Source organism: Streptomyces sp. NPDC002265, assembly GCF_040296125.1.
In the GTDB taxonomy this organism is placed as follows: Bacteria; Actinomycetota; Actinomycetes; order Streptomycetales; family Streptomycetaceae; genus Streptomyces.
This window is the reverse complement of the sequence record NZ_JBEOWS010000161.1, coordinates 2285-20755: the sequence shown is the minus strand read 5'-3', so window position 1 is coordinate 20755 and position 18471 is coordinate 2285. Positions and strand designations below refer to the sequence as shown.

The 18471-nt window shown below is 71.1% G+C and carries 28 protein-coding genes; 1 reads left to right on the top strand and 27 read right to left on the bottom strand.

Annotated elements, in window-relative coordinates; translation table 11 throughout:
- Nucleotides 1–420: 420 nt before the first annotated feature.
- From ABT085_RS25945 to ABT085_RS25815, 27 genes are all read right to left on the bottom strand, one after another.
- On the bottom strand, nucleotides 421–864 hold the full coding sequence (locus ABT085_RS25945) for a hypothetical protein (protein ID WP_351612506.1): 444 nt from the start codon (nucleotides 862–864) through the stop codon (nucleotides 421–423).
- Nucleotides 865–940: 76 nt separating this feature from the next.
- Complete coding sequence (locus tag ABT085_RS25940) at nucleotides 941–1231, bottom strand: HNH endonuclease (protein WP_351612503.1); 291 nt, start codon at nucleotides 1229–1231, stop codon at nucleotides 941–943.
- A gap of 16 nt (nucleotides 1232–1247) precedes the next feature.
- Nucleotides 1248–1598 (bottom strand): hypothetical protein, encoded by a 351-nt coding sequence (locus tag ABT085_RS25935; protein WP_351612497.1) that lies wholly within the window; start codon nucleotides 1596–1598, stop codon nucleotides 1248–1250.
- A 212-nt stretch (nucleotides 1599–1810) separates the two neighbouring features.
- Nucleotides 1811–2020, bottom strand: coding sequence for a hypothetical protein (locus ABT085_RS25930; protein WP_351612495.1), 210 nt, complete (start codon nucleotides 2018–2020; stop codon nucleotides 1811–1813).
- A gap of 114 nt (nucleotides 2021–2134) precedes the next feature.
- The gene (locus ABT085_RS25925) at nucleotides 2135–2335 is read right to left on the bottom strand and encodes a helix-turn-helix domain-containing protein (protein ID WP_351612492.1); all 201 of its coding nucleotides are present in this window, start codon (nucleotides 2333–2335) and stop codon (nucleotides 2135–2137) included.
- A gap of 13 nt (nucleotides 2336–2348) precedes the next feature.
- Entirely contained in the window at nucleotides 2349–2765 is a 417-nt protein-coding gene (locus ABT085_RS25920; RefSeq protein ID WP_351612489.1) for a DUF6221 family protein, read from the bottom strand.
- A 19-nt stretch (nucleotides 2766–2784) separates the two neighbouring features.
- Nucleotides 2785–2997, bottom strand: coding sequence for a hypothetical protein (locus ABT085_RS25915; RefSeq protein ID WP_351612486.1), 213 nt, complete (start codon nucleotides 2995–2997; stop codon nucleotides 2785–2787).
- 164 nt (nucleotides 2998–3161) lie between these two features.
- A complete protein-coding gene (locus ABT085_RS25910; RefSeq protein ID WP_351612484.1) occupies nucleotides 3162–5237 on the bottom strand; it encodes a cell division protein FtsK in 2076 nt (691 codons plus the stop codon).
- 87 nt (nucleotides 5238–5324) lie between these two features.
- On the bottom strand, nucleotides 5325–5510 hold the full coding sequence (locus ABT085_RS25905) for a hypothetical protein (protein ID WP_351612481.1): 186 nt from the start codon (nucleotides 5508–5510) through the stop codon (nucleotides 5325–5327).
- Nucleotides 5510–5644 carry a hypothetical protein gene (locus ABT085_RS25900; RefSeq protein ID WP_351612478.1) on the bottom strand — a complete coding sequence of 45 codons (135 nt, stop codon included), beginning with the start codon at nucleotides 5642–5644 and terminating at the stop codon, nucleotides 5510–5512. Before ABT085_RS25900 ends, ABT085_RS25905 begins: the two co-directional genes overlap by 1 nt.
- Before the next feature lie 80 nt (nucleotides 5645–5724).
- Nucleotides 5725–6063, bottom strand: a complete 339-nt coding sequence (locus ABT085_RS25895; RefSeq protein WP_351612476.1) for a hypothetical protein — start codon at nucleotides 6061–6063, stop codon at nucleotides 5725–5727.
- Nucleotides 6060–6224, bottom strand: coding sequence for a hypothetical protein (locus tag ABT085_RS25890; protein ID WP_351612473.1), 165 nt, complete (start codon nucleotides 6222–6224; stop codon nucleotides 6060–6062). The genes ABT085_RS25895 and ABT085_RS25890 overlap by 4 nt, the downstream gene beginning before the upstream one ends.
- The gene (locus tag ABT085_RS25885; protein ID WP_351612471.1) at nucleotides 6221–7339 is read right to left on the bottom strand and encodes a hypothetical protein; all 1119 of its coding nucleotides are present in this window, start codon (nucleotides 7337–7339) and stop codon (nucleotides 6221–6223) included. Before ABT085_RS25885 ends, ABT085_RS25890 begins: the two co-directional genes overlap by 4 nt.
- Nucleotides 7336–7884 (bottom strand): hypothetical protein, encoded by a 549-nt coding sequence (locus ABT085_RS25880; protein ID WP_351612468.1) that lies wholly within the window; start codon nucleotides 7882–7884, stop codon nucleotides 7336–7338. The genes ABT085_RS25885 and ABT085_RS25880 overlap by 4 nt, the downstream gene beginning before the upstream one ends.
- A gap of 105 nt (nucleotides 7885–7989) precedes the next feature.
- Nucleotides 7990–8199, bottom strand: coding sequence for a hypothetical protein (locus ABT085_RS25875; protein WP_351612465.1), 210 nt, complete (start codon nucleotides 8197–8199; stop codon nucleotides 7990–7992).
- A gap of 56 nt (nucleotides 8200–8255) precedes the next feature.
- Complete coding sequence (locus ABT085_RS25870) at nucleotides 8256–8870, bottom strand: hypothetical protein (RefSeq protein ID WP_351612462.1); 615 nt, start codon at nucleotides 8868–8870, stop codon at nucleotides 8256–8258.
- Entirely contained in the window at nucleotides 8867–9121 is a 255-nt protein-coding gene (locus tag ABT085_RS25865) for a hypothetical protein (protein WP_351612459.1), read from the bottom strand. The genes ABT085_RS25870 and ABT085_RS25865 overlap by 4 nt, the downstream gene beginning before the upstream one ends.
- Nucleotides 9118–9492, bottom strand: a complete 375-nt coding sequence (locus ABT085_RS25860) for a hypothetical protein (RefSeq protein WP_351612457.1) — start codon at nucleotides 9490–9492, stop codon at nucleotides 9118–9120. Before ABT085_RS25860 ends, ABT085_RS25865 begins: the two co-directional genes overlap by 4 nt.
- 3 nt (nucleotides 9493–9495) lie before the next feature.
- Complete coding sequence (locus tag ABT085_RS25855; protein ID WP_351612453.1) at nucleotides 9496–9765, bottom strand: hypothetical protein; 270 nt, start codon at nucleotides 9763–9765, stop codon at nucleotides 9496–9498.
- 66 nt (nucleotides 9766–9831) lie between these two features.
- Nucleotides 9832–10155, bottom strand: a complete 324-nt coding sequence (locus ABT085_RS25850) for a hypothetical protein (RefSeq protein WP_351612446.1) — start codon at nucleotides 10153–10155, stop codon at nucleotides 9832–9834.
- Nucleotides 10155–11627: a DNA cytosine methyltransferase gene (locus ABT085_RS25845; RefSeq protein WP_351612443.1), complete on the bottom strand. Its 1473-nt coding sequence runs from the start codon at nucleotides 11625–11627 to the stop codon at nucleotides 10155–10157. The genes ABT085_RS25850 and ABT085_RS25845 overlap by 1 nt, the downstream gene beginning before the upstream one ends.
- A 59-nt stretch (nucleotides 11628–11686) precedes the next feature.
- Nucleotides 11687–13294, bottom strand: coding sequence for a DEAD/DEAH box helicase (locus ABT085_RS25840; RefSeq protein WP_351612441.1), 1608 nt, complete (start codon nucleotides 13292–13294; stop codon nucleotides 11687–11689).
- A 365-nt stretch (nucleotides 13295–13659) separates the two neighbouring features.
- On the bottom strand, nucleotides 13660–16317 hold the full coding sequence (locus ABT085_RS25835) for a bifunctional DNA primase/polymerase (RefSeq protein WP_351612439.1): 2658 nt from the start codon (nucleotides 16315–16317) through the stop codon (nucleotides 13660–13662).
- Nucleotides 16314–16547, bottom strand: coding sequence for a hypothetical protein (locus ABT085_RS25830; RefSeq protein ID WP_351612436.1), 234 nt, complete (start codon nucleotides 16545–16547; stop codon nucleotides 16314–16316). Before ABT085_RS25830 ends, ABT085_RS25835 begins: the two co-directional genes overlap by 4 nt.
- A complete protein-coding gene (locus ABT085_RS25825) occupies nucleotides 16544–17029 on the bottom strand; it encodes a hypothetical protein (RefSeq protein ID WP_351612433.1) in 486 nt (161 codons plus the stop codon). Before ABT085_RS25825 ends, ABT085_RS25830 begins: the two co-directional genes overlap by 4 nt.
- Nucleotides 17030–17045: 16 nt before the next feature.
- The gene (locus tag ABT085_RS25820) at nucleotides 17046–17369 is read right to left on the bottom strand and encodes a hypothetical protein (RefSeq protein ID WP_351612430.1); all 324 of its coding nucleotides are present in this window, start codon (nucleotides 17367–17369) and stop codon (nucleotides 17046–17048) included.
- A complete protein-coding gene (locus ABT085_RS25815) occupies nucleotides 17366–17656 on the bottom strand; it encodes a helix-turn-helix domain-containing protein (protein ID WP_351612427.1) in 291 nt (96 codons plus the stop codon). The genes ABT085_RS25820 and ABT085_RS25815 overlap by 4 nt, the downstream gene beginning before the upstream one ends.
- A 270-nt stretch (nucleotides 17657–17926) precedes the next feature.
- Here ABT085_RS25815 and ABT085_RS25810 point away from each other — a divergent pair, with 270 nt between their 5' ends.
- Nucleotides 17927–18367 (top strand): helix-turn-helix domain-containing protein, encoded by a 441-nt coding sequence (locus tag ABT085_RS25810; protein WP_351612424.1) that lies wholly within the window; start codon nucleotides 17927–17929, stop codon nucleotides 18365–18367.
- Nucleotides 18368–18471: the final 104 nt, after the last annotated feature.

Sequence of the window (18471 nt, the reverse complement as noted above, 5' to 3'; positions counted from 1 at the left end):
GGCGAGGTCGAGGACGACGGCCGCCATTCCGGGCGACGTCTCTTCGGCGTGAAGAGCGTCAAGCTCCTCGGCGATCTTGTCGGCGACAGTCATGATCACCACCGCCCCTCACTCAGCGTGACATCACAGAGGGTGACGGTCCACTAATTCGACCCAACTGAGTTCGCGGTGAATAGCGACTCGATTTGGCCGCGCAAAAAACCGGGCGACAAGGGCGTTTGGGTCGCCCGGGAAGGGCGGATCCACGATGAGGTCGGGCCCCCCTCCCTCGGGGTCCGATCGCGCTCCGACCAGCCTCGCGGCCCGGCCGAGTGCTCACCCTCACCCTGCGCGACTCCATCGGCCGGCCGACCGGCGACCGGCGCCAGCCACCCTCACCGAGTGATCGACGCCCGGTGGCATGGCTGCCGGGGCGGCGAGTCACCAGGTGCGTGAAGCCTGGCGCGTGACTCTGTGTTCGCTGCGCTGCTTGGCCTGCTGTGCGTACCAGCGCGTCGCCACAGCCTGTAGTCCTGGCGCGCGCATGTCCTTGACGCGCTGCATCACGATGTCTCTGCCTGGGTCCACCGCGACCACCTCGGCACCGTGCCGCCGGTACCTGGCCAGCCACTTGGCACTGGGCATGGTGTGGATCAGGTAGACGTCGACCTCGTCGACGTGCTTGACGGCCTCGTCGATGGCGGCGTACCGGGCGCGGTGCGCCACCTTCATGGCGACGGGGTGCTGCGACCATGCGGGCGCGCCAGGGCCCATCAGGGCCTGGGTGATGCGGTCGAGGTCGATGACGATGTCGGTGGGCCTGGCTCGCGCCTCGATCCAGCTGGACTTGCCTGCGGCCGGCGGACCGGTCACGACGTAGAGCACGGTGCCTCACCGTGAGTGCAGCAATGTTTCCCAACGCAGCCGCAGCAACGGTCTGGAAGTTCCTCGGCGTCCGTGGTCACCACCTCCGTGACGCGCGCACTGGCTGGCGCTTGTGGTCGGTGCGGTTGCCTCGGGCGCTGTTGCACTTGCGGTGCGCTGAGCGGGCGTTGGCGGGGTCGAGGAGGTTGCCGCCGCGGCTGAGTGGGACGGCGTGGTCGAGGGTGAAGGCGTCGCGGTGACGGCCAGCGAGTGGGCCGGTGATGTCGTAGCGGATGGGCTTGCCGCACCACCAGCAGGGCAGGCCGAGGGCGCGCTGGTGGTCGCAGAGGCGGCGGTAGGGGCGCCCGTTGCGGGGGTTGCCGGCCACGGGCGCCTCCTCGGGTCTACGGCACGGGAAGGGACGTGCACGAAGGATCGGCGAGGCAGTCGGCGACCTTGTCGCGGTTGGCCTGGTTGCGCTGCTGGAGACCTTCCATGTACCGGTCGAGACGGTCGTCTTCCGGGAGGCCGTCGCAGGCGCCGGGCTCGTCTTCGACGCCGGCGTCGGGGTTGGTCTGGATGACGTCGGCCCAGGCGCTGACGCATGCCGCGCGGGCGGCTGCTTGGTCCACGGTCTGGGTGACGGTGGCTGCCGTGCTGGCGGGCGGTTCCGGCTTGTCGTCGCCTCCGCTGCTACAGCCGGTGAGGGCGGCGAGGGCGAGCAGGGCGAGGCAGGCCGCGGTGCGGGTGTTCATGGTCCCCCCAAGGACGTGTGGCTGAGGGGGCATCATCCGCCTTGCGGGGGACTGGTGGAAGTCGTGTGGTCGGGTTGTGACGATCGGAGTCCGCCGCCCGGTGATGCGGCCCGTGTTCCGCAGGGCCTCGCCAGGCCCGGCCGGGCGGCGGGCGTTGTCGCGGCGGCGCCCGGTGTCAGGTCACCGGGGGCCGCCGCGCGTGTGGGGTCCGGTCAGAGCCGGATGATGCCGACGGCGAGGGAGAGCCGGGTCAGGCGCGCCCGCTCCTGCGTGGCGGCGGGGAGGGCCAGGGGTGCGGGGCCGCAGCTGCCGCGGAGGCAGATGCTGTGGCCGTCGGAGACGAAGTGCACGTGCGCGCCGGTCTGGGCGAGCTGGTGGGCGGCCTCGGCGGCGCTGCGGGGCGCCTCGGTCTGGGTGGGCATGGGCGCCTCCCGGGTACGACAAAGGCCCCGCCAGTGGCGGGGCCTCGGGTGTCTGTGATGCCCGTGTGCGGGCATGGCTGTACGCGGAAAGCGTGACACTCGCTTGATCGCAGGTCAAGCGGCCTTGCGGGACAGCCGCTTGGCGGCGAGGGCGGCAACGGCCTTGGCGTCGTACCAGGGCTGTCCGACGCTGCCGCCGGCGTGCGCAAGCTGGCCGCGTTCGACCAGCTTGCGCACGGCAGGGAGGCCGACGCCGAGGACGCTGGCGACTTGGTGGGCGGTCAGGTAGCCGGGGCGGATGATCTGCGACTCCATGCCTCCATAATGCCTACGGCCGCCACTCGTCGCGGTAGCTGGGCCGGTCCGCGTAGGGCAGAGCCAGCAGGCGCAGCGTGAGACAGGGGAAGTCGTAGGACTGGCAGTCCATGTGGTCCCCGAGCTGCCGGCCGTTGATGTCGTGCTCGGCGATGATCCGCCGCTTTGCGTCGATCTCCTGCAGCACCCGAGCAGGGTCGTGGCTGGCGATGTGCCGCTGAAGGGTTTTGTAATTGGTCGCGACGACTTCCGGGGCGTCCGAGCACAGGCCGTCGTGGTCGCCCCAGACGCCTCCGTGTTGGTAGCGCCAGGCGTGACCGGACTCGTCGGAGCCGGTCCATTCCGGTACTCCGACGTCCTCAGCGGCTGCCTTCGCGATCCGCTCGTCTTCGTCCAGCTGCTCAACGAGCCACTGCACCAGTTCGTCCATGGGGGTCATCCTCTCGCGGTCAGCGGGTCCCGGCTTCGTGGGTGCGTCGCCAGGCGTTGTGGGCGCGCCGGCCGAGGCGCAGCCGGAGCTTGCGGCCACGGCACCGCGGGCACGTTCGGTGCTTCCCGAACAGGGTGGTCTCGCCGGTTCCGCGGCAGCGGCGGCAGGGCGCGAACGGTCGTACCGCGCAGGCCACGGCGTAGCCGCCGAGCCAGAGCATGAGGGCTGCCATCGCAAGCCACATGGGTGTCTGTCCCCCTCGAATCCTGGGTGTTTCCCGTTTCCCGGGGCCCCTGCTGCTAGACGCTAGGTCACAGGTCAGGGGCGGTTTCTGGTGCTAGCGGAGGTGCTAGGCCTAGCAGGGTGGGGTGCTAGGCCTAGCGGTCGTTCCTGGGGCTACGCGGCGACGCGATCGGCGGCCCGGCGGGTGACAGCGGCGGCGACGTCGGCGCGCTTGATACCGCGCTTGGTGGTGCCCTTGCCGTCCTCCCCGGTGGCCCACACATCGGCGGTGGCGACGCCCCACGGCTTCAGCGACGGGGCGACGGACGCGGTGGTCCACTCGCCGTAGACGTCGGGCCACGACTCGGCGAGGCGGGCGGCGATCCGCTCGCACCACAGCTGCTCCTCGTCCGCCCGGAACACCTTGGCGACGTCGCCGAGGACGTCCATGCCGCGGCTCTCACTGGGGCCCTGGCCGATCGCGTGGCCGGTGACGTTGCCGTAGGCCTCGCGCAACTCGCGGGCGCGGGCGACGACGCCCTCGGCGGCCGGGCCGTCGACGAACGCGGATGCGGCGATGACGGGGTCGTCGCCCTCGCCGGACATCCAGCAGATGCCGCGGTCGGAGCGGGAGAACATGGTGGCGCGGATGCCGGCCTTGTAGGCGCCGGTGCCGAGGACCATGTCGTTCGCGGTGTGGCTCATGACCTTCAGGCAGAAGCGCAGGATGGCGTTGGCGCTGATGCCGGGCGGGAGGCTCTTGGCGTCGGGGCGCTGGGTGGCGAAGATGCCGATGATGCCGAGGGCCGGGCCGCGCTTGGCGATGTCGGTGCAGATGGACTCCAGCTCGGCACCGTACTTCTCATGCTCGAAGGGGACCTGGCACTCGTCGAAGCCGACGACGATCGGGTGCAGGCCGAGGCTCTTGTCGCTGGCCAGCGCCGGAGTGACCTTCGACTCGGGGCAGCGGGACTTGGGCAGGGACCGGATGACCTTGGCGCGGCGGCGGAGCTCGTCCTTGAGCTCGCGCATGGCGTGCAGGACGTACTCCAGGTCCTCGTCTTCCTCGCCGGAGCGGTAGCGGTGGCAGACGGGTTCGAGGGGGCCGAGGTCGCCGGTGCCCTTGAAGTCGAAGGCCAGGATCCAGGCCCGCGGGTCGAGGGAGGCGATAAGGAGCAGCAGGCGGAGCAGGAACGTCTTACCCATGCGGGGGACGGAGCCGATGACGACGGACACGAACATGAGGCAGACGACGATGTCCCTCATCCGCTGGTCGTTGCCGAAGACGACCGGCTTGAACAGGTCGACCTCGCCCTCCTTCAGCAGGGGCCACGGCGGCTTGGTGGTCTCGTTCATGGGCTTGTCGCCGACCCACAGGATCAGGCGGCCTTCGTGCTCGGTGGGGTCGCCGGACGGCCAGACGCAGCCGAGCTTGCGGCGCAGACCGGAGGCGAGGGCCTGGCGCTCCTCCATGACGTCCTCGGGGACGACGCCATACGGCAGGTCGAGGTCGGCGCGGTAGCCGGGGCCGTCGCGGGTGATCTCGCTGGTGAAGCGCATACCGTTCATGTCGCCGCCGCGCTTGATGGCGGCGGAGATCTTGGCGTTGCCGATCGCGTCGAGGGCGCGCAGCACGATCGTGCCGGTGAGCTTCTGGAGCTCGGTGCGCATCACGGCCGGGCCGATGACCGGGGCGTCGGGCTGCTGGCCGAAGTAGCCGAGCGTCAGCACCCCGCCAGCGGCGAAGACGTACAGGTAGGCGGGGGCCACGACGTACAGCCACAGGGCGAAGCCGAGGCCGAACACGCAGGCCACGACGGTGACCAGGCCGCGCAGGCGGACGCGGCCGGAGCGCAGACGGGCCAGGCGCATGTACTCCTCGACGTCCTCGCTGCGCACAGCGAAGTCCCGCAGCGGGGCGGCCTCGCGGTCCCACACCCACCGGGCCGTGCCGGTGACCAGGCGGGCGGTGCCGCGGGGTGCCATGAGGGCGAGCTGCGTGGCGTACCAGGGGGCGCGGAGCCCGTGGTAGGCGGTGGCGTATCCGGCGTGGCCGGCGGCGCGCTCGATGGTGGCGAGCAGGTCACCGCGGGAGCGCAACCACGGGGCGACGACCGGGCGCCGCTTCTCGGTGGTGACGCCGGGGTCGGGGAGCTTGGGGTTGTCGACGGGGACGACGGGCGGCGGCGCGTCCAGGTCGACGGCCTGCACGGCCTCGTCGGCCGCGGCGGGGATGAGGGTGTCAGTCATGCTTGGTCTCTCCGGTCGTTCGTTGGGCGGTCCGGGGCCCGGGGACGGCGCCATGCTTGGCGGTAGGACGCCGCCCCCGGGGTGCAGCTACTTCTTGCGGCTCGCGCGGCGGGCGTCCTCGCGGGCCTGCGCCTTGACGCGGATGGCGTCCGCCCGGCGCTCAAGGGCCTTGGTGGACTTGCCCTTGGCCTCGCGGCGGGCGATGCGGGCGCCGAGGACGACGACGCGGACGATCTCCCCGACGCTGTGCGGGTCCTGGCTGGTAGCGGCCATCACTTCTTCCCTTCGTGCTTGTCAGCGGCGGCCTGCGCGGCGAGGCGGCTGCCGTAGTTGCCACCCGGGCGCCCGCAGGAACAGGCCCAGGTGTACGAGCCTCGGCCAGCGCTGGTGACGTAGGCGCGGTGCATGTGGTCCTCCTGGTCGTGGGCCGGGCTGTCCGGCCCTACCGCTCCCGCACGGCCGTGGCCATGCGGGACGGAAGGGCAGGTCAGCGGCCCTTGGAGTAGTCGCGCCACATGGAGCGCAGGACGAGCAGGCAGGCGGTCGCGCAGGTCCCGCCGACGGCCACGGCCACGGCGACGAGGGCGAACGCGGCGGCGAGGAAGCAGGCGACGCATCCGCCGACCACGGCCAGGCCGCCGATCGTCAGCCACTTCCGGGTGTCGAACTCCCGGGCCTGCTGCTGGTGCTGGCAGGCGGGCTGCGGCTGCTGCTGGGCGGTCTTGGCCAGTTCGACCGCGGCGAGCGCGAGCCGGATGACGTCGGTGTTCGTGGCGGCCTCGGCGACGGCGGCCTCGGCCTTGGCGAGCGGGTTGAGCTCGGTCACTGGGCCCACCTCCGCACGGTGCGGGCGATGCGCGGCCACAGCAGGACGCCGGCGGCGAACGCGATGACGGCGGGCTGGGTGACTACGGCCAGGAGCAGGGCGAGCAGGGGCGAGCAAGTGGCGAGCAGCCCGAGGACCGCACCGAAGATCAGGCGCATCATGCGTATCCGCCCTCCATCGGCTTGGCCGGCGCCTCGGGCTGCGGCCTCTTTGCGGCCCGGGAGAGGGCGGTGCGGATGTACGGCTCGTCGACAACCAGACGCCGGTTCTGCTCAAGGTGCTCGGCGATCGCGCGGGGTGATGCGGTCTCGCCGAGCGCGGCCGCGGCTTCCTCGACCGCGCCCTGGAGATTCACGGCGGGCAGCGCTGTGACCTGGTGATGCGCGGGCGTATCCGGTCGGTCGACGGTGTACTCGGGGGGCTGGGTGCCGAGGACCAGGGCGACGGCGACGGGGTCCACGTGGACGTCGTAGGCGCCGAGGATTGCGGCGAGGTCGGCCGGGGCCGCATCCGGTCGCCCAGCTGCGGCGAACCGGATCGCATCCGCAGGGTCCATCTCGGCGAAGCGGACGCGCAGCACCTCGGTGGCGGACATGGACCGGGGGTGGACGGCGGGAGGTTCGACGGCGGCCGGTGTGGTGGCGCCGTACATGGATGCGAGGGCCGCATCGGCGCCGTCGGTGATGCGTCCGCGCTGGACGTCGACGAGGGCGGCGCCGAGGTTGGAGTCGCCGACGCCGACGTGCCGGGCGAGCCTCCAGTAGCTGCGCACCGCTCGCTTCTTCTTCCGCTCGTCCGGGTGCCCGGCGGCGACCGCCCGGTGGTAGGCGAGCTGGCGGGCCGCGTCGGCGTTGCGCCGCTGCACCTCGGCGTCCACGCCTGTGCGGTAGACGACGACACTGCGCGCGATGAGGCCGAGGCCTTCGGCTGCGCCGGACATGGCGAGCGGGGTGACCGCGTACACGGCGGCCTCGCGTGGGTTGCTGGCGATGGACAGGCCGATGCAGCTCGCGGACAGCGGGGCGAGCCACATGCCGCCGCGGACCACGGCCGGGGATGCCATGCCGAGCATGGTCCGCCCGAGCATGATGAGGGCGAGGATCAGGGTCAGGCCCTCGCCCGCGGCAACGACGCCGGCGGCGGTCGCCTGCCGGTGGAAGGCACCGACGGCGTTGGAGTAAGTGCCGGCCGCGCCGACGGCGCCGACGACGACCATGGCGACGGCGGCCGCGCCGAGCACGATGGCCTGGCCCTTGGTGAGGTTACGGGTGGTCATCGACGCTCACCGACCCAGGCGAAGGGGCGGGTGTCGGCGGCGGCTTTGAAGACGCGGATGGCGGTACCGGGCGGGGCGTCGGGGAGGGGGTAGACGCGTCCGCCGTCGAGGGAGGCGAGCAGGCGAGCGCCGTGGTGCTCGCAGCCCCGGGCGCCGCCGTTCTGTCGGTCGAGGATCACCACGGCGACCGGGCCCACGCAGGGGGTGGGGTCCTCAAGGTGGGCGGCAGGGCAGCGGCGGGCGGGCGGCTGCGGGGCGAGCGGTCGTCGGGCGGGCTCGGCGCCGAGTGCGCGGAGCAGCAGGCGCAGCGACTCCTGGAGGGAGAGGACGCTGTCGCTGTCGAGCAGCTGCTGGGCGACGCGGATGGCGACATCGAGGTCGCTCGGCTCGGCCGCCGGCGTGGCGGCGGGGGCGTAGGACGGGGAGAGTCGCGGCGTGGCGCGCTCGCTCTGCCCCTTGGCGTAGTCGGCGTCACAGAGAGCGTGCAGCTCGGCGACGCGTGCGGAACTTGCGGCCCCGGCGGGGCGCGCGAAATGATCGGTCATGCCGACTCCTGCTCTGATCAGGATGTGCGGTAGAGGGTCGGGCGGCGCGCGCGCCTCCTCGGTGTTCCAGCACCGGGAGAGCTGCTGTCCGGCCCTCGCTGTCGTCTATTCGGTTGTGTACTTCTTGACCGCGTTGGACACGGCGGTCTGACTCAGGCCCAGGTCCTTCGCCAGCGCGTAGACGCTGCCGAGTTCGCTGACCCCGTCCTTCAGAGCTTGCGCTCGTCGTCTGCGGGCCCGTTCCGCCTGGTCGTTGAGCTGTTCCAGCAGCTCGTCTTCCGTGCGGAGACGGTCCCGCCATGGGAGTGTGTCCACCTCCAGAAGCATACCGCATGGGGGGTTTTGCACAACCCCCCATGCGGCAACGGGTGTCACGCCGACTCCCGCGGCTGGTAGTGGGCGAGCAGCAGCAGATCCGTCTCGGTCCGGTACTCGGTCCGGCACCACCGGCAGCGCACCGGCTGGCCGGGCAGCCGTGACAGCACCGCCCCGCACACCGTGCCCTTGTCGTCGGTCACGGCGACGCACAGGCCGAGCCGCTGCGGCCGCGGCACCGGGTCCCCGACGAGCGACCGGAGCTGAGCCTCCAGATCGCGCACCTCGCGCGCCAGCTCGCCGGCCGCCGGGTACTCGGCGGCGATCCATCCCAGCTCCATCGACAGCCACCGGCAGTCTGCGGGCAGCCCGGCCGGGGGCGGCGGGGCGTGATGCGGCCAGCGCTCCCGCTGGACGTCTACGCGCCAGGAGTGCAGGACCTCGCCCGCCCGGTTGCCGTGCAGCTCGTCGAACACGGCCAGGCTGATCGGCGGGCGCGAGCCGCCCGGGGCGGCCGAGACGTGCTCGGCCGGGCCGGTGCGGGCGGGCACGAGGTGCATGGCCAGCTCGCGGGCGAGCTCGGGCAGGACGGCGAGGCGCCCGGCGAGGCGGCGGGTGTCACGCTCGCACAGGTACGCCTCGCCGGGCTCGCCGCACAGTTCGCAGTTCACTTGCTGCTGTTCTCCTCGGAAGCGGCGAGCGCGCGGATGACTTCGCACGGCCAGGGTTGCCCGCAGTCGTTGCAGGTGTCCGTACGGGTGCCGTGGTTGTGGATCTGGCGCACCCTCTCGACTGCTGCCTCGGCGGCCTCGGCGCGTGCCTTCCACTCGTCACCGCGGCGCCAGCCCGCGGTCGCGTTGGCGTACAACTTGTCGAGGGCGTCGTCGGTGATGGTGCTCGCGGTGTGCCTGCGCTTGCTCATGCGCTGCTGCCCTTCTTGGAGCAGGTGGCCGGGTCGTGTTCGGCGCCGGCGGTTGCCCACCAGACCTCGCAGCAGGCCGCGGCCAGGGCGTCAGCAACGGTGATCTCGGCGCCGGGGGTCCTGCGGGGCAGCGAGGGCCGGGCCACGTGGTCGAGGGCGTCGTGCGCGCTGTCGACCATGGCTCGGGCGGCCAGCATGGTGTCGCTGTGCACGATCTCGCGGACGAGCGCGATGAGCGGGACGAGCGAGCTCACGGAGAGGGCACCGACCGCCCACAGAGCGCCGTACAGGGCCTGTTGGACGGTGGCGTAGGCGAGGAACAGGGCGGTGGCGCCGTAGATGGCGCACAGCGTGTGGGCGAGGCGGGTCATGGGTCAGACCTCCGTCCTTCCGTCGAGGTCGAGTTGGCCGGTGCACTGGGTGATGGGCTCGGGCGGCAGCAGGGCGTGGATGGCGGCCTGGTGGTCGGCGTCGCCCAGGGCGCAGATGGCCTGCCGGTCGGCGGTGACGGTCCAGCCCGATCGGCTGGCGACGTCGCGGGCCTCGGCGAGGTCGCGGAAGTGGATCGTGTAGTCGTCGGGGGCGTAGTCCTGGCCGCAGACGTCGCACTCGATGGTCAAGCAGGTGTGGTTGTTCGCTGCCATTGGTTCCTCCCTGGTGTGATGGGTGGGAGGCCGCCCCGCAGCCGTGTTGCGGAGCGGCCGACGTGGTCAGAACAGGGACAGGGGTTCGTCGGCGGCCTGGCGCTGTTGCTCCCGCTGGTTGTCCAGCTGCCGCTTCTGGGCCTTCGCGTGGCAGCCCGAGCACCAGGCGCGCAGCTGCTCGGTGGGCACGGCTGCCGCGGCGACGGCCGACAGGGTCAGGTCAGTGGGGGCGACGATCAGGCGCCCGTGGGTGGCCGTGTTGAGGCAGCGCAGGCCGGTCTTGGAGTGTGTGGACCCGCAGAGCCCACCGGTGCACTGGCACTGGTAGTCGGCGGGCTCCATGACGGCCTGCCAGACGCTGGAGACGCCGAGGGGCGGACGGTGGGCCATCACAGGACCGCCGCGACGCGCTTGCCGAGCCACTGGGCGACATTGCACGAGACCGCGTTCCCGGCCTGCATCGTCTGCTCGCCCTTGGTGCCCAGGACGATGTAGTCCTCGGGGAAGCGCTGGGCGAGCAGCTGCTCGCGCGGCTGGATCATCCGGTAGTGGCAGTCCTCCAGCGCGGGCGCGGGGGAGGCGATGCCCGCGGAGTCGACCGTGCCCAGGGTGTGAAGGGGCTCGCCCGTGGTCTTGGTCGCGGCGTTGCGGTAGGGGATGACGAGCCAGTGGTGCCGTCCCTGCCCGGTGACGGTGTCGACGGGTTCGGACACCGGGCGGGCGCTGGAGTTGCGGCGCAGGGTCACGATGAACGAGTCGTCGGCCGGCGGCGGGGTGACCAGGGCCTCGAACCCCTTCGGGTTGGCCATGCGGGTCCGCATCGGCTCGGCGGTACTGGTCGCCGTGGTGTTCCACGTGCCGCCCGTGGGAACGAGGATCGCGTCGCCGATCTTCGCCGTCCGCGCGGGCAGCGGGCCGGCGTCCGCGGGGAAGGCCCGACCGTCGTGGCCGGAGTGGTTCACGGTGAGGACCATCCGGCGGTCGCCGAGCAGGTCGAGGCCCTTACGGATCCGGGTGACCGTGTTCCCGGCGAGGGGGCGCAGCCCGTGCGCGTCCCGGTCGCCGATGCGGACGCCGAGGTTGGACCAGTCGATGATGCTCGCGGCCGGGCGGACGTACGGCTCGACGACCGTGTGACGGCAGCGCGGCCCGTTGGGGCAGCGGTACACGTACTGCTGGCCGTACTTGCCCAGCTTGCGACCGTCCTTCTTCCACGACTGGAACGCGGTGACGGTCTCCTCACACGTCGGGCACCAGGCGGTCGGTCGCGGCTGCACGTCCGGCAGCGGGATGCCCTCGCGGGTGCAGACGATGTAGATCCGGTCCCGCCACTGTGGGGCGGCCTGGTTGCTGTCGTCCCCGGCGTGCGCGGAGGACAGCGAGACGAACTGAATGTTGTAGCCGAGGGTGCGCATCCCGGCGAGCCAGACGTCGAACAGCTCCCAGTCCGCGGCCTCCATGACGTTCTCGACCAGGACCGCGCGGTAGCGGTGGACCTCGGTGGCGCGGATGACGTCCCAGAACGTGGCCCGGGTGCGGTCGAACGCGCCGGAGCTGATCGCGCCGAACTCCTCCAGGGCGAGCTGTCCCGCGCCAGCGCTGGTCTTGCGACGTCGGCCGCCGGCCGGGCTCAGCTCGGTGCAGATCGGGGACGCCCACAGCACGTCGGTCGAGGGCAGGCGCCGCATGTCGTAGTTGTTGACGTCGGCACACAGGTGGTCGGCGCCGGTGTGGTTCGCGGCGTGGGTCTCGATGGCGCGCTGCCAGTGGTTCGCGGCGAGCCGGAGTTCGAGGCCTGCGGCGACGAGCCCGGTCGACGAGCCTCCGGCGCCGCAGAAGATGTCGGTGAAGGTGAGGGACATTGGGGCCTCCGTGATGTGATGGGTGGAGGTCCGGGCCTGTTAACGGCAGGCCCGGACCGCTACGCGGCGGGAAGAAGCAGCTGGCCCAGGACGCGGCCGACGCGGTCCTGGTCGATGAGGTCGGCGACGTCCCCGGCGCTGCTGCCGCGCGGGACCTTGATGCCGAGGCGGCGGCACAGCCCGAACTGCTTGTCGCTGGGCTGGGCGCGGCGCCACCGGGCCTCGCGGGAGACGAACGCGCCCGGGGCGAGCACCCTGGCCTGCTGCTCCAGCCACGCCAGGGCCTCCGGCAGCGGACGGGCCACGTCGTCCTTCGGCGGGTGCACACCGTCCGCCTGCGTCCACCGGCGCATCCGGTACATCCGGGTGCCGGGGTCGCGGACCAGGAAGAGGAACATCGCCGAGGTGAGCCGGATGAACCACGTGCCGTCTTCGGTCCGCAGCCAGCGGATCCCTGATTGACCGAAGAGGTTGATCTCTTCGGCGGTCACCTGCGCCGCGAGCGTGCGGCGCTTCTCCCTGGCGACGTGCTCCTCTGCGACCTGCCGCAGGCTCTTGCCTTCCTCGGCGTCGCCGATCTCCCGCTCGGTCAGGTCGACCATCGACGCGAGCTTGTGGCGGGAGGCGGCGCCCATAACGTCGAGCAGGAGAGCGTCCCGCTTTCCGGGGGCCGGGCGCAGGCCTCGGCCGACCATCTGGACGTAGAGCCCAGGGCTCTTGGTCGGGCGGGCCACCACGATGCAGCTGGTGTGCGGGGCGTCGAACCCTTCCGTGAGGACCATGCAGTTGGTGAGCACCTGCACCTCGCCGGCGGCGTACCGGGCGAGGGTGGCCCGGCGCTCGTCACGTCCCATGTCGCCCCACACCGGGGCCGCCGTGATGCCGACCGCGAGCAGCGACTCGGCGGCGGCCCGCGCGGTCGCCACGGTCGGCGTGAAGACGACGCCGGCCCGGTCGCCCGCGTGGTCGACGTAGGCCTTGGCGATCGCGTCCAGCGCGCCCGAGTCCTCCAGCGCCTTGCCGAGCTGGCCGTCGACCAGGTCACCGCCGCGGGTTTTCACCTGGTTGAGGTCGAGGGTGTCGACCGTGATGGCCTTGCCGCGGACGTCGCACAGGTAGCCGTCGCTGATCATGTCGAGGATGTCGAGACGGAACACGACGTCTTCCCAGACCTCGGCAAGGCCGCCGTCGGTGCGGGTCATGGTGGCGGTGAAGCCGGCCGTCGGGACGCCGTCCCATGCGCCGAAGTGCTGGAGGACCTCCATGTAGGTGCGGGCCGCGGCGTGGTGGCATTCGTCCACGATGATCAGGCCGATGTCCTTGATGGCCTCGCGGCGCTTGGCGACGGCCAGGGTCTGGACGCTGGCCACGATCACGTCGGCGTCCGCGTGGTCGTCGCGCTGGGCCTTGACGATGCCGACCCGCAGCATCGGGTCCACGGCGAGCAGCTTGGACGCTGCCTGCTCGATGAGCTCCTCTCGGTGGGCGATGACGAGGGCGCGGCGCCCGCCGAGGCTGTCGAGCATTTGGTGGGCCAGGTGGGAGAACACCACGGTTTTCCCGGCGCCGGTCGGGAGGACGACGGCCAAACGGTTCTGGCCGGCGGCCCATCCCTGCCGGAGCGCCTCGATGGCGTCGAGCTGGTAGGGGCGGGGCGTGAAGGACATGGTCACCTCGTCTCGGTTGCTGGGGTTTTGCAGGGAGCGCAGGGAGTTGCAGGGAGGCACGCAGGGACCTGCGCCGGGTCCCTGCGCCGGGCTGAACTGGGGCTTTGCAGGGAGGCAGGGAGTTGCAGGGAGATAGCCCAACGCCAACGCAGTGGGAGAGCCGCAGATCGTTTTCGAATTCGCTCGCCGTTGTGCGGTGCGCGATGCATGAGTGACGCGCGCGCAGTAAGGGGGGCGGCGAGAACCCCCCGCAACTCCCTGCGTCCCTGCGTCAGTGCTGATCAGGCCCCGTGCAGGGACCTGCGAAAGTCCCTGCACGGGTCCCTGCCAGGTCCCTGCACTCCCTGCGTCGAGCTCGGCGGCCGTCATGACTCGTGCCGTCCGGTGCCGCGCTGTTCGTGGACCTCGACACGCCAGACGTTCGCCCGGCGGTGTGCGTCCCAGACCTTGACCACCTTGTGCGTGCCGAAGTACCGGCCGGCGCGGCTCTTCAGCCACCCGCCCAGGACATTCGGGGTGGGCATCTCGCCGGTCTTCGGGTGGCGCGGGACGTGGTCAGCGACAGAGCCGAGGACGGCGCTCGTCGTCTGCGGCTGGTCGCCGAGCTTCTCTCGCCAGGACTCCAGGAACGCGCCCCATTCGAGCTGCTCGTCGTCCTGGTCGATGGCGTTGTCCCGGTCGGCCATCCAGCCTTCGACGCCCAGGTAGGCCAGCAGGCCGGCCACCATGGAGGCCCATTCCGAGTAGTCGCCTTTCCGGATGCGCTGAGTCGGTGCTCCAGCGGCGAGCCAAGCCCGGACCATGGTGACGAGCGCTGCTACGACGGTGGACGCGTTGGTCCGCAGCCAGGGGCGCAGGTCTCCCACGCGGAAGCCGTCACGCTGGTCGGGGTCGGGGCAGTTGGGGTCGAGGCGTACCCACAGGACGCGTCGGCCGTTGTCACCTCCGGTGCGCAGCGCGTTGCCGGTGACGATCCAGACGCGGTCGTTCGGCATGGTCACGGACGAGGTGGAGCCGAGCACTCGGTCGCCCCAGTGCTCGGCGGTGAGCAGCGAGGACAGGACCGGGCTCTTCAGCACGTACCCGTTGGGCAGGTTGTCGAGGACGACGACCGGCTGCCCGGTGGTGTAGAGCTGCGTCGTGATCGACTTCCTCAGCTCTGTGTCGTTCTCGGGCCAGGCCGTCTCAGCGATCCCGTACGCGGCCTTGAGGATGTCTTTCAGCAGGGACTTGCCGGAGCCCGGCGCGGTCGCGGTGAGGATCCACATGGGGGTCGGCCCGTAGAAGTGCGGGCGCAGGATCGGGGTGACCAGGGCGCCGAGGAAGTGGGCCCGGTCGGAAGGCTCCTGCCACGGGAAGTCCGCGAGCATGTCACCGAGGACGATCGCCTTCGCTCTGTCCAGGCTCGCGTCCGTGACCTCGGGCTGGAGGCGGCGGAGCGGCACGCGCGGCTGGAGATAGAGACCGGTGGCCCGGTCGTAGCCAGGCTCGCGGAGCAGGGTCCCGTCCGGGCGAACTACCGGAGAGGTGACGATCCCGCGCAGCCGAGGCAGCGGCCACGTCCGCCGGCCGAGGATCGTCGAGCAGGTCTTCGGCATGAGCAGCTCCCGCTCGTGCTTCATGCCTTCCGTGAGCGGGTCGGGGCGAACGGTGTAGGTCGCCACGTGCTCGGCGAGGTACGCGCGGAGATTGTCCGTGCCGAGCTGCTGCATGGTCGGGTTGCCCTCGTCGTCCTGGTGGACCCAAGTAGGCCCCCCGGACCGGGCGTAGAGGTCGGGGAGACAGCCCTGTTCCATCAGCCCGAGGACACCGTCGAGGGCGTCGGCCTCGTTGGTGATGTCCAGCTCTGGGGTGCTGGTGACGAGCCGCAGGCCGGGCCCGTCTCCGGTGCTCTCGTCGGGCGCGTGATCGGCATCGAGCGCGGAGGACCCGTCGCTGAAGTGCCGGGGCTGCTGGGAGACGAGGTTGAGCGGGCGGGTGTCGGTGCCGAATCCGCGCCCGCGCAGCTCGGCGGCGGCGCGCCTGAAGTGCTCGGTGCTGGTGCCGCCCTGCGTCAGGTGCGTGTACGCAGCGAACTTGTCGTAGGGCGTCTCAGACTCGAACGTGGTCGAGGTGGTGAAGACGTACAGCCGGTCCCGGTCCGCGGCGTGGCCGGTCGTTGCCGAGATCCCCTGGTTCTTACCCTTGCGCCGCCAGTACGTCGTGGTGCCGCGCGTGAAGATCGGATCGAACTCGCCACCGATGATGTCGGACCAGTCGGTGCGGGCCTCGAAGTCTTCGCCGGGTCGCACAGTTCCGGCCGGCAACTCGCGCTTCGGCCGCGGGGCCGTCTTCGCCTTTTCCTCGCTCGGCATCTGGTCGACCATCCGGCAGATGGCGTGCACCGCGTCGAGGGTCTCGGCGTCGAGCGTGGGGATCGTGGCAGGCCCGCCGGCGAGGCGGATGTAGGGCCGACCAGAGGCGTGGACCGGGCCGCCGGACGGTTCGACCAGTCCATAGCCGCCCTCGCCGCGCGTCTCGATGAGAACTCGGACGATTTTGCTGTTCGGCTTCTCGGCGAGACGCTGTCGTTCCTCGGCGGTGTACTCGTCTTCGCGAGCCAGACGGCTGGCCAGCTTGGTGTTGCCGGCGACGCCGTCCTCAACTCGCACGCGGTAGTGCAGGCCGCCCGACGGCGACTCGCTGGCCCACCCGGTAGTGATGGCCTGCCAGACGTCACCGAGCCCAGAGCCCTCCATGATCTCGGTGACCTCAGTGAGGACGTTCTCCCGGACGGCGAGACCCTCGAACTCCAGCATCTCGACGTTGCCCGAGACACCGCCGTAGACCACGGCGATGCCCCGTGGGCGGTCGCCGGTGAACCACTGGTCGTGCTCCTCCGGGGTGGACCTGTTCACCTTGTACGGCGTCCACTTCAAGGCGGGGGCCTTGGTGCCGTCGGCCTTGATGGGGAGGACGCACAGGCCGGCGTCATGCAGCTCGCTTGCTGCCGCCCGGAGGTCCGGGGTCTGTGAGTCGGTCAACGCGTCTCCCCGTAGTGGTGCCGGGCGAGGTGCTCGGTCTTGATGGCGCGGGCGAACTCCGGGACGCCGTCGCCGAAGACGGGGCCCTCGCGGCGCTGCGGGCAGCCAGGGCGGTAGCACTCGTAGCGCGCGCGGCAGTTGTCCATGTCGACGATCAGCAGGGCGTCGATCCCCAGCGGGGCGGCCGTGCCGCCCGGGGTGTCCCGGGCGGGCGCGGCGGGGGAGGTCACGACGCCGCCTTGGCGGTGCGCGCGTGCCAGGCCTCGACGTCCTCGACGTGCCCGGCCGCGACCGAGTCCTGGAAGCTGGCGGCGAGCCGCTGCTCTTCCTCGCGCTCGGCGATCTGCTCGCGCAGCTGGAGGATGGTGGTCGCGGGCGGCTGGCCGGGCGGGACGATCGCCATGCCGCCGCCGTCGGCGGTCCAGATGAGGACAGCCCGGTCGAGGAAGTCGGCCGCGACGGCGCGGGACTCGTGCACCGTGATGCGGTGCTGCTCGGCGAATACACGCAGGTTCTCGCGCGCCAGGAAGCCGATGACACGCTCGATGACGTCGGGGGTGCCGGTGATCCTGATCAGGTCGCCGACGGCGTCGAGGCATTCGGCGACGTCCTCGCCGACGACGAGCTTGGCGGCCTCGATGGCCGCGAGTGCGCGGGCGGACCCGGTGTTCTGCGTGGTGGACGATGCGTCGTCCGTGGGAGGCTCGGCCATGAGCGGACCCCGTTCTCTACTTGCTGGCGCGGGTGGGTGCGGACTGCTCGGACGGCGTCTCCGGCTGGACCCCGGGGGCGCCGTCGGCGTGCGTGGCTGCTGCCGACTGGACCTCGGCAGCAGCGGTCTGGGTGAGGCCGAGGAACGCGAGCAGTTCGGTCTTGCGCACGCGCTTGGCGCGGCCGAACTGGAGGACCTCGATGGGGAACTCGGCCTGGCGGATGAGCGTGTAGCCGGTGCCCTCGGAGATGTTCATCGCGGCGAACGCCTGCTTCACGGCGGGCATCGCGGGCAGGCCCAGGACCTGCTCGGGCGTGAGAGCCGGGAGCGGGGCGGTCATACGGCGGCCTGCTTCGGGATGAAGACGCGGCCCTGCCGCTCGACCTCGACCCAGAGGACGCGGAGCTGCACGCCGAGAGCGGTGGCTATGGCCTCCGCCTTGTCCTCGGGGACGACGCGCTGCGCGCCGGACATGAGGCCGCCGATGGTTCCGTGGGCCACGCCGGCCTCGGCGGCGAGTTCGCGGCTGGTGATCGGTTCACCGGTGCCGGTGCGCTCCATCAGGAGCTTCAGTCGGTCGCTGCTGGCGACCGCGTACATGGTGGGTGGGTTGGTCTCGTCGCTCACGTTCACCTCGCGGCATAGATCATTCAACCCGTTGAACGGGCAGGCTGCGAGCATTCCATGCGTTGAACGGTTTGTCCAGCACGTTGAATGAGGGGGGCGCGCGACTGTAATCAGCCAATGACTCCGCGCTACCTAGCGGAGTAGACCCCGCGCGTTGAACAATTTATTCAGCGTGCAGAATGAACGGCACATCTGACCTGCCCGTACGTCGGGAAGACGTCGATGACCCCTGAACAGCCCCTCAGTCACAGAGAGCGCAGGAGTGGCAGGATGACCCCCATGGCGGCTACGCACGGACCCACAGGCGAGACGACCCCCGACCCTGAACGCAGGACGCAGCTCGCGGACCTGATCCGCGCCCGCCGCGCCGAGCTGGGCGAGTCCCTCGACGCTTTTGCCTCCCGGGCAATTGATCCGGTCAGCGAAGTGCGAGTCACGCGCGGCTGGATCTACCGACTGGAGCGGGGGGAAAAGATCACGCCACCTGTGTACGAGGAGCTGGCAGCCCTCGCGTCAGCGGCCCGCCTTCCGATCGAGAGGCTCCAAGACGCAGCCGGCCAGCAGTTCCACGGCGTGGACCCTTTGCGTTCAGGAACGGGGGAAGCAACCGCTTATGTGCGCAAGCTGGATGCCCTGCCTCCCGAGCAGCGCGAACGCCTGCTCAGCCTGATCGATTCGCTGGTGCCGCCGTCCATGGATGACAGCGACTGAACCAGGCATTCCCCTAGACGTCACACACGGTGATGAATGTCAGCGGAACGTAGATATCTGGGGCGGGTGGTGCGATCATGTCCGGACACCGGTGACCGAAAGGT

Excerpts from the sequence above, each read along its gene's own strand:
- ABT085_RS25935 (WP_351612497.1), bottom strand. The coding sequence starts at position 1,598 with ATGAACACCCGCACCGCGGCCTGCCTCGCCCTGCTCGCCCTCGCCGCC.
- ABT085_RS25930 (WP_351612495.1), bottom strand. The coding sequence starts at position 2,020 with ATGCCCACCCAGACCGAGGCGCCCCGCAGCGCCGCCGAGGCCGCCCAC.
- ABT085_RS25925 (WP_351612492.1), bottom strand. The coding sequence starts at position 2,335 with ATGGAGTCGCAGATCATCCGCCCCGGCTACCTGACCGCCCACCAAGTC.
- ABT085_RS25920 (WP_351612489.1), bottom strand. The coding sequence starts at position 2,765 with ATGGACGAACTGGTGCAGTGGCTCGTTGAGCAGCTGGACGAAGACGAG.
- ABT085_RS25915 (WP_351612486.1), bottom strand. The coding sequence starts at position 2,997 with ATGGCAGCCCTCATGCTCTGGCTCGGCGGCTACGCCGTGGCCTGCGCG.
- ABT085_RS25910 (WP_351612484.1), bottom strand. The coding sequence starts at position 5,237 with ATGACTGACACCCTCATCCCCGCCGCGGCCGACGAGGCCGTGCAGGCC.
- ABT085_RS25905 (WP_351612481.1), bottom strand. The coding sequence starts at position 5,510 with ATGGCCGCTACCAGCCAGGACCCGCACAGCGTCGGGGAGATCGTCCGC.
- ABT085_RS25900 (WP_351612478.1), bottom strand. The coding sequence starts at position 5,644 with ATGCACCGCGCCTACGTCACCAGCGCTGGCCGAGGCTCGTACACCTGG.
- ABT085_RS25890 (WP_351612473.1), bottom strand. The coding sequence starts at position 6,224 with ATGATGCGCCTGATCTTCGGTGCGGTCCTCGGGCTGCTCGCCACTTGC.
- ABT085_RS25885 (WP_351612471.1), bottom strand. The coding sequence starts at position 7,339 with ATGACCACCCGTAACCTCACCAAGGGCCAGGCCATCGTGCTCGGCGCG.
- ABT085_RS25880 (WP_351612468.1), bottom strand. The coding sequence starts at position 7,884 with ATGACCGATCATTTCGCGCGCCCCGCCGGGGCCGCAAGTTCCGCACGC.
- ABT085_RS25865 (WP_351612459.1), bottom strand. The coding sequence starts at position 9,121 with ATGAGCAAGCGCAGGCACACCGCGAGCACCATCACCGACGACGCCCTC.
- ABT085_RS25860 (WP_351612457.1), bottom strand. The coding sequence starts at position 9,492 with ATGACCCGCCTCGCCCACACGCTGTGCGCCATCTACGGCGCCACCGCC.
- ABT085_RS25855 (WP_351612453.1), bottom strand. The coding sequence starts at position 9,765 with ATGGCAGCGAACAACCACACCTGCTTGACCATCGAGTGCGACGTCTGC.
- ABT085_RS25850 (WP_351612446.1), bottom strand. The coding sequence starts at position 10,155 with ATGGCCCACCGTCCGCCCCTCGGCGTCTCCAGCGTCTGGCAGGCCGTC.
- ABT085_RS25845 (WP_351612443.1), bottom strand. The coding sequence starts at position 11,627 with ATGTCCCTCACCTTCACCGACATCTTCTGCGGCGCCGGAGGCTCGTCG.
- ABT085_RS25840 (WP_351612441.1), bottom strand. The coding sequence starts at position 13,294 with ATGTCCTTCACGCCCCGCCCCTACCAGCTCGACGCCATCGAGGCGCTC.
- ABT085_RS25825 (WP_351612433.1), bottom strand. The coding sequence starts at position 17,029 with ATGGCCGAGCCTCCCACGGACGACGCATCGTCCACCACGCAGAACACC.
- ABT085_RS25820 (WP_351612430.1), bottom strand. The coding sequence starts at position 17,369 with ATGACCGCCCCGCTCCCGGCTCTCACGCCCGAGCAGGTCCTGGGCCTG.
- ABT085_RS25810 (WP_351612424.1), top strand. The coding sequence starts at position 17,927 with ATGACCCCCATGGCGGCTACGCACGGACCCACAGGCGAGACGACCCCC.